The organism is Caulobacter sp. SL161 (assembly GCF_026672375.1).
In the GTDB taxonomy this organism is placed as follows: Bacteria; Pseudomonadota; Alphaproteobacteria; order Caulobacterales; family Caulobacteraceae; genus Caulobacter.
This window is the reverse complement of sequence record NZ_JAPPRA010000001.1, coordinates 1,073,401-1,086,567: the sequence shown is the minus strand read 5'-3', so window position 1 is coordinate 1,086,567 and position 13,167 is coordinate 1,073,401. Positions and strand designations below refer to the sequence as shown.

Here is a 13,167-nt window from a genome sequence, read left to right as displayed (position 1 = left end):
GCGGGCTGAAAGGAGGCCCCTCCCCGGCGGTCACGCCAGGGAGGGAGATCCGGATCAGCTGTTCTCCAGCTCGACGTTCAGGCCGAGCGAGCGCATTTCCTTGACCAGCACGTTGAAGCTTTCCGGGATACCGGCTTCGAACGTGTCGTCGCCGCGGACGATCGACTCGTAGACCTTGGTCCGGCCGGCCACGTCGTCGGACTTCACCGTCAGCATTTCCTGCAGGGTGTAGGCCGCGCCGTAGGCTTCCAGAGCCCACACTTCCATTTCCCCGAAGCGCTGACCGCCGAACTGGGCCTTACCACCCAGCGGCTGTTGCGTGACGAGCGAGTACGGACCGATCGAACGGGCGTGGATCTTGTCGTCGACCAGGTGGTGCAGCTTCAGCATGTAGATGTAGCCGACCGTGACCGGACGCTTGAACTGCTCGCCGGTCAGGCCGTCGAACAGGATCGACTGGCCCGACTTGTTGACGCCGGCCATTTCGAGGTGGCCCTCGATGTCGTCCATGCGCGCGCCGTCGAACACCGGGGTGGCGATCGGAACGCCCTTGCCCAGGTTGCGAGCCAGCTCGACCAGACCCTCTTCGGTGTCCGGCAGCTCTTCGTCCGGGCCGTAGATCTCGGTGAGACGCTCGACCAGGGCCTGCTTCTGACCGCCTTGCTGCCAGTCTTCCAGCAGGTTGGTGATCTGCTTGCCGAGATTGGCGCAGGCCCAGCCCAGGTGGGTTTCGAAGATCTGACCGACGTTCATGCGCGAAGGCACGCCCAGCGGGTTCAGAACGACGTCGACGTGCGTGCCGTCGGCGAGGAACGGCATGTCCTCGATCGGCAGGATGCGCGAGATGACGCCCTTGTTGCCGTGACGGCCGGCCATCTTGTCGCCCGGCTGCAGCTTGCGCTTCACGGCCACGAAGACCTTGACCATCTTCATGACGCCCGGAGGCAGTTCGTCGCCGCGCTGCAGCTTGTCGACCTTGTCTTCGAAACGACGGTCGAGGCGCTTGCGGTTCTCGTCGAACAGGCGACGCAGGCTTTCCAGCTCGCCCATCGCCTTTTCGTCTTCCAGGGCGATCTGCCACCACAGGCCCGAAGCGACCTGAGCCAGGCCTTCGGCCGTGATCTCGCCGCGCGACAGGCCCTTGGGGCCCGACAGCGCGACCTTGCCGATCAAGAGTTCCTTCAGGCGGCCCGAGATGTTGCGGTTCAGGATCGCGAACTCGTCGTCGCGGTCCTTGCCCAGGCGGTCGATTTCGGCGCGTTCGATGGCGAGCGCGCGCTCGTCCTTGTCGACGCCGTGACGGTTGAAGACGCGCACGTCGACGATCGTACCGGCGACGCCCGGGGGCAGACGCAGGGACGTGTCGCGGACGTCCGAAGCCTTTTCACCGAAGATGGCGCGCAGCAGCTTTTCTTCCGGCGTCATCGGGCTCTCGCCCTTCGGCGTGACCTTGCCGACCAGGATATCGCCCGGCTGGACTTCGGCGCCGATCGCCACGATGCCGGCTTCGTCGAGGTTGCGCAGGGCTTCCTCGCCGACGTTCGGGATGTCGCGGGTGATTTCTTCCGGACCCAGCTTGGTGTCGCGGGCCATGACTTCGAATTCCTCGATGTGGATCGAGGTGAAGACGTCGTCACGGACGATGCGTTCGGAGATCAGGATCGAGTCTTCGAAGTTGTAGCCGTTCCAGGGCATGAACGCGACGAGCGCGTTGCGGCCCAGGGCCAGTTCGCCGAGCTCGGTCGAGGGACCGTCGGCGATGATGTCGCCGGCGACGATCCGATCGCCCACCTTCACCAGCGGACGCTGGTTGATGCAGGTCGACTGGTTCGAGCGCTGGAACTTCGACATGCGGTAGATGTCGACGCCCGAACGCGCGGGGTCGGTCTCTTCCGTGGCGCGGATGACGATACGCGTGCCGTCGATCTGCTCGACGACGCCGGTGCGCTTGGCGATGACGACGGCGCCCGAGTCACGGGCGACGACGGCTTCCATGCCGGTGCCGACCAGCGGGGCGTCCGACTGCACCAGCGGCACGGCCTGACGTTGCATGTTCGAGCCCATGAGGGCGCGGTTGGCGTCGTCGTTTTCCAGGAACGGGATCAGGGCGGCGGCCACCGACACGACTTGGCGCGGCGACACGTCCATCAGGTCCACCGTCTCCTTTTGCAGGAGGGTCGGTTCGCCGTTGATCCGGCCCGGAACCAGGTCGTCGACGATCTCGCCCTCGGACACCGCGATGTTCGACTGGGCGATGACGTGCTTGGATTCCTCCATCGCCGACATGTAGACGACTTCGTCCTGCGGCTTGCCGTCCTTCACGCGACGGTACGGGCTCTCGATGAAGCCGTACTTGTTGACGCGGGCGTGGGTGGCCAGCGAGTTGATCAGACCGATGTTCGGGCCTTCCGGCGTTTCAATCGGGCAGATCCGGCCGTAGTGGGTTGGGTGAACGTCGCGGACTTCGAAGCCGGCGCGCTCACGGGTCAGACCACCCGGGCCGAGGGCCGAGAGACGACGCTTGTGGGTGATTTCCGACAGCGGGTTGGTCTGGTCCATGAACTGCGACAGCTGCGAGGAGCCGAAGAATTCACGCACAGCGGCGGCGGCCGGCTTGGCGTTGATCAGGTCGTGCGGCATGACCGTGTCGATATCGACCGAGCTCATGCGTTCCTTGATCGCGCGTTCCATGCGCAGCAGGCCGACGCGGTACTGGTTTTCCAGAAGCTCGCCCACCGAGCGGACGCGGCGGTTGCCCAGGTTGTCGATGTCGTCGATTTCGCCGCGACCATCGCGCAGGCCCACCAGGACCTTCAGCACGGCCAGGACGTCTTCCTTGCGCAGGATGCGGACTTCGTCCGACACGTCCTGCTCCAGACGCATGTTCATCTTCACGCGGCCCACCGACGACAGGTCGTAGCGCTCGGCGTCGAAGAACAGCGACTTGAACATGGCCTCGGCGGCTTCCACCGTCGGCGGCTCGCCCGGACGCATGACGCGGTAGATGTCGAACAGCGCGTCCTCGCGGATGGCGTTCTTGTCCACGCGCAGGGTGTTGCGCATGTAGGCGCCGACCGTGACGTGGTCGATGTCCAGCACGTCGATGGTGCTGAAGCCTTGGTCAGCCAGGGCCTGGATCGAGGTGACGTCCAGCTCGTCGCCGGCTTCGGCGTAGATTTCGCCGGTCGACATGTTGACGGCGTCGCGGGCCAGGTAGCGGCCCGTCAGGGCTTCGGGCGCCAGCAGCAGGGTCTTGAGGCCCGCGTCAGCGAACTTCTTGGCCTGGCGAGCGGTGATCTTCGTGCCGGCCGGAGCGACTTCCTCACCCGTGTCGGCGTCGACCAGCGGGAACTCCGGCTTCACGCCGCGCCAGCGCTCGGGCTTGTACGGGGTGGCCCAGCCGCCCGAACGCTTTTCGAACGGGACGACGTCGTAGAACGTGGTCAGGATTTCTTCGCCGTCCATGCCCAGGGCATAGAGGAAGGTCGTGGCCGGCAGCTTACGGCGGCGGTCGATGCGGACGTAGACGATGTCCTTGGCGTCGAATTCGAAGTCCAGCCACGAGCCGCGGTACGGGATCACGCGGGCGGCGAACAACAGCTTGCCCGAGGCGTGGGTCTTGCCCTTGTCGTGGTCGAAGAACACGCCCGGCGAACGGTGCATCTGCGAGACGATGACGCGCTCGGTGCCGTTGACGATGAAGGTGCCCTTGTCCGTCATGAGCGGGATGTCGCCCATGTAGACGTCCTGCTCCTTGATGTCCTTCACCGAGCGGGCGCCGGTTTCTTCTTCGGTTTCGAACACGATCAGGCGCAGCTTGACCTTCAGCGGCGCGGCGAAGGTCATGTCGCGCTGAATGCACTCTTCAACGTCGTACTTGGGCTCTTCGAACTCGTACGAGACGTATTCCAGGACGGCGCGCTCGTTGAAGTCCTTGATCGGGAACACCGACTTGAAGACCGCCTCGACGCCTTCGTCGCGACGCAGGCCCGGACGGGTCTCGCGCTGAAGGAACTGCTCGTAGGAGGAGCGCTGAACCTCGATGAGGTTCGGCATCTGCACAGCCTCGGGAATGCGGCCGAACGACTTCCGGATCCGCTTCTTGCCGGTGAAGGATTGCGCCATGTTGTTTCCCTGCGGCGCGGACGGAGTCCGCGCGTGAATTCGAATATCCGCTGCGTCCACCCTCGCCGCTCCCCTCATCGGAGAGCCGCGGACGCTGGAATTCCCCTATCGGGCGACCGGGACCGGAAGCCTGATGGGCGCCCCTTCGCGCTGGTCGGAGGGCGGCTGACCGCGCCTCGGGGCGTAATACGGACGCGCGTAGGCGCTCCGCCGATGTCATCGTGAACGCGGGGATATAGGGGAACAGGATCAGGAAGGAAAGGGGGATTCTTTCGCAGGCGTAAATGCGTGGGATCAGGCTGTCTCCAACCCAATTGCCCGCTCCTTTCACCCGACCTGTCCGCCGAAGGCGGGGGCCCAGAGGCATCGGAAGCGGCTTGGATGTCCGCGCTCAAACGCATCACCCCGCCGCCAACGAGCTTGAGCGTGCCTGGAAACGGCAAACGCGGCCGTCGGGTCCACGTCGAGGCGAAGAGCCTTAACGGTGAGGAAGGGTCTTGCCCCCCTAATCTCGCCATGGCTTCCGCCCCACGCCTCGTCAACCTCCAGATCCTGCGGTTCGTCGCGGCCGCCCTGGTCGTGCACGCGCACGCCGTGGACCTGAGCCAGAGGCTCGGCGCAGCCCCGGCCGGGCTCGCGACCGGGGCGCTGGAGAACTTCGGCGCGGCGGGCGTCGACATTTTCTTCGTGATCAGCGGCTTTATCATCACCCGCACGGCGGGCCGGGCGCGGTCGGCGGGCGATTTCGCCGTCAGCCGGTTTTGGCGCGTGGCTCCGCTTTATTTCCTGGCCTCCCTCCCCTGGATTGCGATACGCGCTGCGGAAGGCACGCTCACGGGGCCGATGCTGATCGCCACCTTCGCCTTCTGGCCGGCCGCCGGGCCCCAGGTCGTGGCCCCGGCGCTGGCCGTCGGCTGGACCCTCTCGTTCGAGATGTTGTTCTACGGCGTCGTCGCCTTGGTCCTCGCCGCCCCGCGCCCCCGACCTGCCGTACTGGCGGCCTTGCTGGCCTTCGCCGCGTGCTGGGGCCTGCGCGAGGCGACCGGCCTGCCGACGGTTCAGATTCTGGGCAATCCGATCATCCTGGAATTCCTGATGGGCGTGGCGGCCGCCCGGCTAGCGCCGCGCCTGGACCGCCGCGCCGGCGCCGTGCTGCTGACGCTTGGCGTGGCGGGCTTCGCCGCCGGCCTCGTCCACGGCTTCGGCCGGATCTCGGAACTGGGCGAAATCCTGCCCGGAACCCTGTCCCTGGCGCGCGCGGCGATCTGGGGGATTCCCGCCCTGCTGGTCACCCTGGGCGCGGTCGCCCTGGAACCCGCGACTACGACGTCGCAGATCCCCGCCAACCCCGGCCCCATCCGGCGCGGTCTCGCGACGCTGGGCGACGCCTCTTACGCCCTCTATCTCGTCCACCCGCTGGCCTTCTACGGCATCCTGCAAGTCGTCGGGTTCGCGCCTGACCTGCCGGGCGACCTAGTCATACTGGCTGCCCTCGCGGCCTGCCCGGCCCTGGCGCTGGCGGTCCACACTTGGATCGAGCGACCGCTTCTGGCGCGCCGCCCTCGGCTCCTCAACCGCGCCAGAGACCGATCGATCCTTTCGGTCCGCACAACACCGCCGTCTTCTCCGACGTAAGCCGCACGGTGTTCATCGGCGCTGCCGACACCCTCTGGAACCCCGCACCCTTGCGGCTGACGATCACGCCCGCCAGGCCCGTGGCCATTACCGTGTCGCCGCGAACCGCGACCGACGACAGGTAGCCCGCCGGTGCGGCGACCGGCTCGAACGTCAAGCGCCCCGGCGCCCGGCGGGCCAGGTTCACGCCTTGGCCCTGAGGGCTCCTATAGTCGCCGCCGCAAACCCAAAGCGTCCCGTCATTGGCGAAGGTGACAGCGAACGCCCCTTTTGACGGAGCGTCGGCCAGGATCGGCGTCTCCAGCGCCACAAAGGCCTCGCCGCCGCGCGACAGATAGACCCGCGCCTTGCCTGCGCCGCCCGTGCAGAAAGCCACCTGCCCTCGGGGACCGATGGCGACGCAGCCATTGCTAGCGGCGAAAGCGCCCTCGTTCGGCGCGGCCGGCGGCACGCCCTTGGGGTCTAGCCGGGTCCAAGTCTCGCCCGCGTCATCGGTGTAGAGCACCGTGAAGCGGCCCTGCGTCGGGTCCCCGAGGATGTAGCCGCGCTTGTCATCAACAAAGGCGAGCGAGTCCCAGAAACCGCCCGGATCCTGGTTGACCGCGATCCGCGCCCAGGTCTTGCCCCCATCCTGGGTGCGCCAGAGCTGCGAGGCCTCGCCCGGCCCGGCGCTCATGGCCAGGACATGCTGGTCGTGGAAGGCATGCAGTCCCCGGAAGTCCAGCGCCTCGGCGCCGACGATGCGGAGCGCGTCCTGCTGCGCGCCCCTGCCCCGAATGATCCAGCCTTTGGAGCCGGACGCCCACCAGGTCTTGCCCCCGGTCGGCGACAGTCCGCGCAATTCGCTATCGGTGGCCGAGGCCGGGATGACGAGACCTGCGGCGGCCGGGGTGGCGATCACGGCGAAGCCGCCGACGAGGACAGCGCGGCGGGTCGTCGAGGGCAGTGCCATGATCACTCCATAAGGCTGCGGCTACGGCGCCTTCTCAATCTTGGCGAGCGAAGAACGCTCAGCGCAATTCAAGGGGCGTTAACGAGTCGTCCATAAACCATAGCGCCGAAATCGGACCGGAGCCTCTTCGGCATGACGACGCCCTATCGCCACCCCGACCAGGCGACGGCCGTGCCGCTCGACCTGGTCGGCGGCGGCGACCGGCCCCGGATCGATATCACCTTTTGGGCGTGCGTGTTCGCAACCCTGATCTTCAGCCAGTTCTATCTGCTGCTGCTCACAGGCCCAGGCACCGGAGGGGCCAGTCCGCAGTCCAGCGCGGCCAACAGCCAGTCGGCGTTCCTCCGACTGATCTTCCTTCCGGTTTACCTGATCGTGCTGCTCGTCATCTGCGCGCGCCCCTTGCGCTTCCTGGCGGTGCTGACGCGGTCCTGGCTGCTGCTGGGGCTTCTGAGCATCGCCGTCTGCTCGGTGCTCTGGAGCTTGCAGCCCGACGTCACCATCCGCCGTCTGGTGGCGGTCGTCTTCACCACCCTGACCGGCGTGCTTCTGGCCGAGCGCTTCGAATGGCCCAAGACGCTCGAGGTGCTGGCCAGCACCTACGCTGTTGTGGTCACCCTATCCTTCGTCTTCGGCCTGTTCATGCCGGCCTATGGGGTGATGTCGATCGACTTCCCGGGCGCCTGGCGGGGCGTCTATGGCTTCAAGAACCAGCTGGGCTGGGCCATGTCGCTGGCCACCCCGACTTTTCTGGCCTGCGCCCTGGCCAATCCCCAGCGCCGCCGCCTGTGGCTGGGCTTTGCGGGCGCGGCGCTGCTGCTGATCGTGTTGTCGACGTCCAAGACCGCCTTGGTCTCATGCCTGGCGGGCCTGGCGTTCATGCCGCTGATCGCGCTTTGCCGGATCGGACCCGCGCTCGGGACCACGGCGCTGCTCGCCGCCGTCAGTGTCATAGCGTTGGTCGGCGCGGTCTATGCGCTGGCGCCTGAGCTTGTCTTCGAACTGATCGGCCGCGACGCGACCTTCACCGGCCGAACCCTGATCTGGGACGCCATCAGCCGTCAGATCGAACAACGCCCCCTGACAGGCTATGGCTACGGCGCGGTATGGGACGACCTCTCGGGCTGGGGCCCCGTCGCCTGGATCTCCAACGACCAGGGCTTCAAGATCTTCTCGGCCCACAACACGGTTCTGGGCGTCTGGCTGGAGCTTGGCCTTATCGGCGTCACCGCCTGGCTCATGCTGCTGGTCGGCGCCTGGCTGAAGGGCCTGTCCCGTCTGGCGACGGCCCCGGCCTATTTCTTCCTGCCCTTCCTGGCCATCTTCACGCTGCACAGCCTCACCGAGTCCGACGCCCTGATCCAGAACGACCTGGGCTGGGTGATCTTCTCGATGACGGTGACCAAGCTGGCCATGCCTTTTCGGCCGGGCGAGGGCGAGCGCGCCCAGAGCTAAGGGGTCCTAGCCGGCGGGCGCCTTATGGCTGAGCCTCCCAGACGCGGACCGCAATCAGCAGAGCCAGACCCAACAGCGCCAACAGGACCTGCGCTGCGCCTTGAGGCCTATGCAACGCCACGCGACGCTTGGGCGGGTCCCACGGCGTATGGCCATCGTCCTTCAGCCAGGAAAAGCCGGCGAACAGGGTGAAGAGCGACACGAACGGGATCCCCATCGCCAGGCCCTGAAACCAGACGCGCAGTTCCCGCCAGAAAGCCGTGAAAACGCCGATCGGCCGCCCGTCCGGCCGAACGATGCGAATCCCGAACAGCCATTTGCCCGGGGTCGATCCCGTCAGGCCCAGCAGGATCGCATGGGCGGGGATCACCAGCAGGACGTTCAGCATGATGTCGGCCACCCGCCCCCACAGGTCGGTCGTCAGGAACGTGATCACGCCTTGGGTCTGCGTCGGCGCCACCACGCCGCCGATCGCGCCCAGCAGGAGCGCCGTCGGGTATCCGAGCACCGCCGCATCCAACAGGCGCGCCCCGTAGCGCCGCCAGGGGTGGGGGCGCGATCCGTCCAGCCGCGCCGGCTGGACGGCGCAGCGGGGCCCGGCGCGGGAGCAAGGACAAACGGAGGCTCTTCCAGCGCGGCAGGGGCCCGCGGCTCCACGGGTTGGTCGGCGAAAGGCTGCGGGCTATTGCACGGCCCAGGATCGGGTCGCGCCCGCGCATCATCAGGACGCGCCGCGAACGGCGCCAACTCTGGAAGCCAGTAGGCCAACGGCTCCCATCGCATGCCCTCGGCCGGCCGCACGGGCGTATCGACGGTGATCAGGCGCTCTCGCAGGAACAGGGCGAGTTCGTCCGTGGAGACAGGTCCGCCCTCGCCCGTCGGACCAAGGTATCCCCAATATCTGCTCGACATAAGCGATCCCCCTCCGCCCGACCGCTACCTGTACGCGAGCCTCCGCCGGCGACCGAAACTGTTCGCCCGCCACGGGTGCGAGTTCATGCGCGGAGGGAAGCCGCCGGAAAGGAAAGCTGTGATCGCGGCGCGGATCGGCGCGGGTCCGGATGGAAATCTTCGTCCTTCGACACGCCGGGGATGCGGATCTTGGGCGAACCGAGGCCGACCGCCCTCTTCACCCTGAGCGCGCCGAAGGGTCAGGACGGCCGCCCCGACGCCATCAACAGCCAAAAGAAAACGGCCCCGGAGGTTTCCCTCCGAGGCCGCTTCGGCAGGTCCAAAAGGAACCCGGTTCCCAGCGAGCGCTGGGACCGAATTACTTGATTTGGATCTTGGCGCCGGCTTCCGTGAGCTTCTTCGAGATCTCTTCGGCTTGTTGCTTCGAGACGTTCTCGACGACGTTCTGCGGAGCGCCTTCGACCAGGTCCTTGGCTTCCTTCAGGCCGAGGTCCGGACGGACGCCGCGGACTTCCTTGATCACGTTGATCTTCTTGTCGCCGCCGTCGACGAGGACGACGGTGAATTCGGTTTGCTCTTCAGCGGCTTCAGCCGGAGCAGCAGCGGCGCCACCGGCGACGGCCACGGCGACCGGAGCGGCGGCCGAGACGCCCCACTTTTCTTCCAGCAGCTTCGAGAGTTCAGCGGCTTCCAGCACCGACAGGGTGGACAGTTCTTCGACCAGCTTTTCGAGCTTCGACATGTGTCAGTTCCTTAGAGAGATTGGGATAGATTGCGGGGATGACCGTTACGCGGCGTCTTTGGTCGCGTAGGCGTTGAAAACGCGAGCCAGCTGGCCAGCCGGGGCCTGCAGGACGCCAGCAACCTTGGTCGCCGGAGCCTGGATGAGGCCGATGAGCTTGCCACGCAGTTCGTCCAGCGACGGCAGCGTCGCCAGAGCACGCACGCCGGCTTCGTCCAGCACGTTGGTCTGGTCCAGAACGCCACCGACGAGCTTGAGCTTGTCGTTTTCCTTGGCGAACTGCACCGCGATCTTCGCGGCCGAAACGGCGTCCGGGCCGTAGGCGATGGCGACCGGACCGGTGAAGAGCTTGTCGCCCTTGTCACCGAGCTTGCCGTCCAGAGCCTTGAGGGCCAGGGTGTTCTTCACAACCTTGATCGCGGCGCCTTCCTTGCGGAGGCGAAGACGAAGGTCGGTCATTTCCGCAACGGTCAGACCCATGTAGTGGGTCACGACGACAGCGCCGGCATCGGCGAAGACGCTTTTCAGCGACTCGATCGATTCCTGCTTTTGAGCGCGGTCCATTGCGGTCTCCTACTCAATAACAGCGGCCGGACCATTCCGGCAGCCAGATGCGAAACCCAAGCGGGATCGCTCCCGCGTGCGAGTCGCATGTGCCTGTTTCAAGGAAAGTCGGCCGCGTTCCGGTCTCGGACCGGCCCAACACGAGGAAGGGGAAGGTCACGAGCAGGAAGACTTGGCGTCTCTATCCCTGTCTCCCGACGGCGAGGAAGGGCTCTTCCTCGGTTACGGCGTTGGTGACCCCACGCCCCGTTGTTCTCAAACAGGTTCGCCAACGGACCGGAGTCCATCGGAGAAGGCGCGCCGTATAGACGAAGACGCGGTGGATTTCAACAGGGCCCCGGCGAACAGTCGCCTAGACGCCCGCGCCGACCTTGCTGAGCTGCGCCGCCATCTGCTTCAGGCGCTTGTCCAGCTCGGCCATGGTGCGGTTCAGCGCGCCCTCATCGTCGCGCCAGACCTGGACCACGCGCGCCCAGACCGTCGCCATGGCCGCAAGGCGCGGGATCGTCGCCTCGACGCCGGCCGCCTCGAGGACGGCGCGGGCGATGCGCGGAAAGCGGGCGGCCGAGACCAGCACGCCCTCGGCCGAGGCGATGGCGATCAGCGCCGCACGATGGGGCTCCATCGCCTCGATCCGCGCCATCGCAGCGTCGAACAGCCGGTCGTGGACGGCGGCGGTCGCCGGATAATCGACGCCCAGCGCCGCTTGGTCGAACCGGGTCGAAAGGTGGTTGAGCACCGCCGCCTTGCTGTCGGCCAGCGCATAGAGCGCCGCGAAGGAAATATCAGCCTTCACGGCGATGTCGCGCAGGGCGACCTGAGGCCAGGGCTTGTCAGCGGCGAGAGCCAGGGCGGCGGCGGCGGCGCGGTCAAGAATATCGGCGGTCATGGAAGAGACATGGCCCCGGACTTTGACAGGGACAAGACAAACCTCCCCCGTTCGGACGTCGAAGCGCTCTAGCCGCCCAGTTCCTTCGATCGCGCCACGGCGGCGTCCAGCGCCTTGGGCAGCAAGTCACCGAAACCTCCGGCGCCCATCAGCACCGAGAGCGCCGCCGCTGTCGTGCCGCCGGGCGAGGTCACCTGCTTGCGCAGCTCAGCCGGTTCCTCGCCGCTCTGCGCCATCAGGGCGGCGGCGCCGATGATCGTCGCTCGGGCCAGGCGGGCGCTCTCGGCAGGATCCAGGCCCTGGGCCGCGCCCGCCGCCTCCAGCGCTTCGATGAAGGCGTAGAGATAGGCCGGCGCCGAGCCCGACACAGCGGTAGCGGCGTGCATCAGGTCCTCCGACGCCAGCTCCGCCACGGCGGCCACCGGGGCGAACAGGGCTCGGGCGCGGGCGAGGGCCTCGGCGTCGTCCGCATAGAGACTGGCCGCGCCCTGCCCAATGGCGACGGCCGTGGTCGGCATGACCCGCGCCACGCGGCGGCCGCCGAAGGCCTGCGAGATGTCCACTGCGCGGACGCCGGCGGCGATCGACACGATCACCGCGTCCGGCGCCAAGTGCGGGACCACGTCCTGGACGGCCTCGCGCCAGATCTGCGGCTTGACCGCCAGCAGCACGGTCTTGGCGGCGGACAGCGCCGCGAGCGGCGGGTTGACGACCGCGCCCGCGAAGGCGGCGGCGTCGACATGGGGATCACGGATGATGAGATCGGCGGCTTGGAACGCGCCGGCCGCGCGCCAGCCCTGAATCAGAGCGCCGCCCATGCGGCCCGCGCCGAGGAGAAGAATGGGGGTCATGCGCGCTCACCTGATGTGTCATCCCGGACGCGCCCGCGCGATCCGGGACCCAGGGGCCACGCGCCGTGAGGTCGCCCCTGGGTCCCGGCTCTTCGCGCAACGCGCTACGGCCGGGATGACAACCCAAGCAGCGGAAGTCCAGTGATTAAGCCTGGCCGACCGTCTCGAACATGCAGGCGGCCATTGCCTGATCCGGGGTCTTGGCACCCTGCAGCAGGAATTCGAACGCGGGGAAGAAGCGGTCCGCCGCCTCAACCGCCGCGTCGATCATCGAGGCGGCCTGGGCCATGGTCGGACGCTCGCCCGACGGCAGGGCCAGGGCGTGGCGGAACACGACCTCACCGTCCTCGGTCCAGACCTCGAAATGGCCCAGCCAGACGCGCTGGTTGATCAGGGCCAAAAGCTCATACGCGTTGGCGCGCTTGGACTTGGGCGCGCGCAGGTCCAGCGACAGGCACAGCTGCAGGCAGTCGGCCTCTGGCCGCCAGGCGAACCACAGCTCGTAGTCCTTCCAGTCACCCTTCAGGGCGAAGGCCAGGTCACCGTCCTCGGTGCGGTCAAAGGTGAGGTTCTCGGCCGACAGCACGTGCTCGACCACCTCCAGGGGGTCCAGCGCCATCAGGACGTCGTCGTCTTCCGGTTGGGTGTCCATGAAAAACCTACGTCCCCGCCGGCGACGGCGGGGGTTAGCCCCGCGCTGAATCGCTCACGTACGGGGACACTAATCTGCTTCGCGGCGTTCGTCTCAACTCGCTTCACGCCGGAAGCGAGCGGCGAGTCGGCTATTCGCCTGAACTCGCGGTTTTCTTCGCGGGCGCCTTCTTGGCCGCCTTCAGGGCCGCCACTTCCTCGCGCAGCGCCGCCACCTCGGCCTTCAGGGCCTCGAAGTCGTCGCGGCGGATCAGATCGAATTCCGCCGCCAGACGGTCCGCCTGAGCTCGCATCGCGGTCTTGGCCTCCTCGCCGGCCGTCTGGGCGATGCCCATGGCCGCCTGGGTCAGCTTGGCGAATTCGTCGAGGAAGGGGTTCTGGCTGTGCATCG

The 13,167-nt window shown here is 67.1% G+C and carries 10 protein-coding genes and 1 pseudogene; 2 read left to right on the top strand and 9 right to left on the bottom strand.

Annotated elements, in window-relative coordinates; genetic code table 11:
* Positions 1 to 54: 54 nt before the first annotated feature.
* The gene (gene rpoB, locus OVA11_RS05535) at positions 55 to 4,125 is read right to left on the bottom strand and encodes a DNA-directed RNA polymerase subunit beta (RefSeq protein WP_268066542.1); all 4,071 of its coding nucleotides are present in this window, start codon (positions 4,123 to 4,125) and stop codon (positions 55 to 57) included.
* Positions 4,126 to 4,641: 516 nt separating this feature from the next.
* On the opposite strand from rpoB, the gene OVA11_RS05530 reads away from it, so the two are divergent.
* Positions 4,642 to 5,760, top strand: a complete 1,119-nt coding sequence (locus tag OVA11_RS05530; RefSeq protein WP_268066541.1) for an acyltransferase family protein — start codon at positions 4,642 to 4,644, stop codon at positions 5,758 to 5,760.
* Here OVA11_RS05530 and OVA11_RS05525 read toward each other — a convergent pair.
* Positions 5,696 to 6,718, bottom strand: a complete 1,023-nt coding sequence (locus OVA11_RS05525; RefSeq protein WP_268066540.1) for a WD40/YVTN/BNR-like repeat-containing protein — start codon at positions 6,716 to 6,718, stop codon at positions 5,696 to 5,698. The two genes, OVA11_RS05530 and OVA11_RS05525, sit on opposite strands and share 65 nt — an antisense overlap.
* Positions 6,719 to 6,844: 126 nt before the next feature.
* Between OVA11_RS05525 and hfsI the strand changes: the two genes are divergently transcribed.
* Entirely contained in the window at positions 6,845 to 8,167 is a 1,323-nt protein-coding gene (hfsI, locus tag OVA11_RS05520; RefSeq protein WP_268066539.1) for a polysaccharide biosynthesis protein HfsI, read from the top strand.
* A gap of 22 nt (positions 8,168 to 8,189) precedes the next feature.
* Here the strand turns inward: hfsI and OVA11_RS05515 are convergent.
* The 7 genes and pseudogenes from OVA11_RS05515 to OVA11_RS05485 all read right to left on the bottom strand — a co-directional run bounded on the left by OVA11_RS05515 (position 8,190) and on the right by OVA11_RS05485 (position 13,165).
* A pseudogene (locus tag OVA11_RS05515) lies at positions 8,190 to 9,079 on the bottom strand (RDD family protein).
* Between the two features lie 358 nt (positions 9,080 to 9,437).
* Complete coding sequence (gene rplL, locus OVA11_RS05510) at positions 9,438 to 9,821, bottom strand: 50S ribosomal protein L7/L12 (RefSeq protein ID WP_096032420.1); 384 nt, start codon at positions 9,819 to 9,821, stop codon at positions 9,438 to 9,440.
* Positions 9,822 to 9,866: 45 nt separating this feature from the next.
* Positions 9,867 to 10,385: a 50S ribosomal protein L10 gene (gene rplJ, locus OVA11_RS05505; protein WP_096032419.1), complete on the bottom strand. Its 519-nt coding sequence runs from the start codon at positions 10,383 to 10,385 to the stop codon at positions 9,867 to 9,869.
* Between the two features lie 352 nt (positions 10,386 to 10,737).
* The gene (locus OVA11_RS05500; protein WP_268066538.1) at positions 10,738 to 11,274 is read right to left on the bottom strand and encodes a TetR family transcriptional regulator; all 537 of its coding nucleotides are present in this window, start codon (positions 11,272 to 11,274) and stop codon (positions 10,738 to 10,740) included.
* Positions 11,275 to 11,342: 68 nt separating this feature from the next.
* Positions 11,343 to 12,125: a pyrroline-5-carboxylate reductase gene (gene proC / locus OVA11_RS05495; RefSeq protein ID WP_268066537.1), complete on the bottom strand. Its 783-nt coding sequence runs from the start codon at positions 12,123 to 12,125 to the stop codon at positions 11,343 to 11,345.
* Positions 12,126 to 12,270: 145 nt separating this feature from the next.
* The gene (locus OVA11_RS05490; protein WP_010918381.1) at positions 12,271 to 12,777 is read right to left on the bottom strand and encodes a YbjN domain-containing protein; all 507 of its coding nucleotides are present in this window, start codon (positions 12,775 to 12,777) and stop codon (positions 12,271 to 12,273) included.
* 130 nt (positions 12,778 to 12,907) lie between these two features.
* On the bottom strand, positions 12,908 to 13,165 hold the full coding sequence (locus OVA11_RS05485; protein ID WP_012639990.1) for an accessory factor UbiK family protein: 258 nt from the start codon (positions 13,163 to 13,165) through the stop codon (positions 12,908 to 12,910).
* Between the last annotated feature and the right edge of the window lie 2 nt (positions 13,166 to 13,167).

Coding starts and splice junctions, on each gene's coding strand:
- rpoB (WP_268066542.1), bottom strand. CDS start 4,125: ATGGCGCAATCCTTCACCGGCAAGAAGCGGATCCGGAAGTCGTTCGGC.
- proC (WP_268066537.1), bottom strand. CDS start 12,125: ATGACCCCCATTCTTCTCCTCGGCGCGGGCCGCATGGGCGGCGCTCTG.
- OVA11_RS05485 (WP_012639990.1), bottom strand. CDS start 13,165: ATGCACAGCCAGAACCCCTTCCTCGACGAATTCGCCAAGCTGACCCAG.
- OVA11_RS05490 (WP_010918381.1), bottom strand. CDS start 12,777: ATGGACACCCAACCGGAAGACGACGACGTCCTGATGGCGCTGGACCCC.
- rplL (WP_096032420.1), bottom strand. CDS start 9,821: ATGTCGAAGCTCGAAAAGCTGGTCGAAGAACTGTCCACCCTGTCGGTG.
- rplJ (WP_096032419.1), bottom strand. CDS start 10,385: ATGGACCGCGCTCAAAAGCAGGAATCGATCGAGTCGCTGAAAAGCGTC.
- OVA11_RS05500 (WP_268066538.1), bottom strand. CDS start 11,274: ATGACCGCCGATATTCTTGACCGCGCCGCCGCCGCCGCCCTGGCTCTC.
- OVA11_RS05530 (WP_268066541.1), top strand. CDS start 4,642: ATGGCTTCCGCCCCACGCCTCGTCAACCTCCAGATCCTGCGGTTCGTC.
- hfsI (WP_268066539.1), top strand. CDS start 6,845: ATGACGACGCCCTATCGCCACCCCGACCAGGCGACGGCCGTGCCGCTC.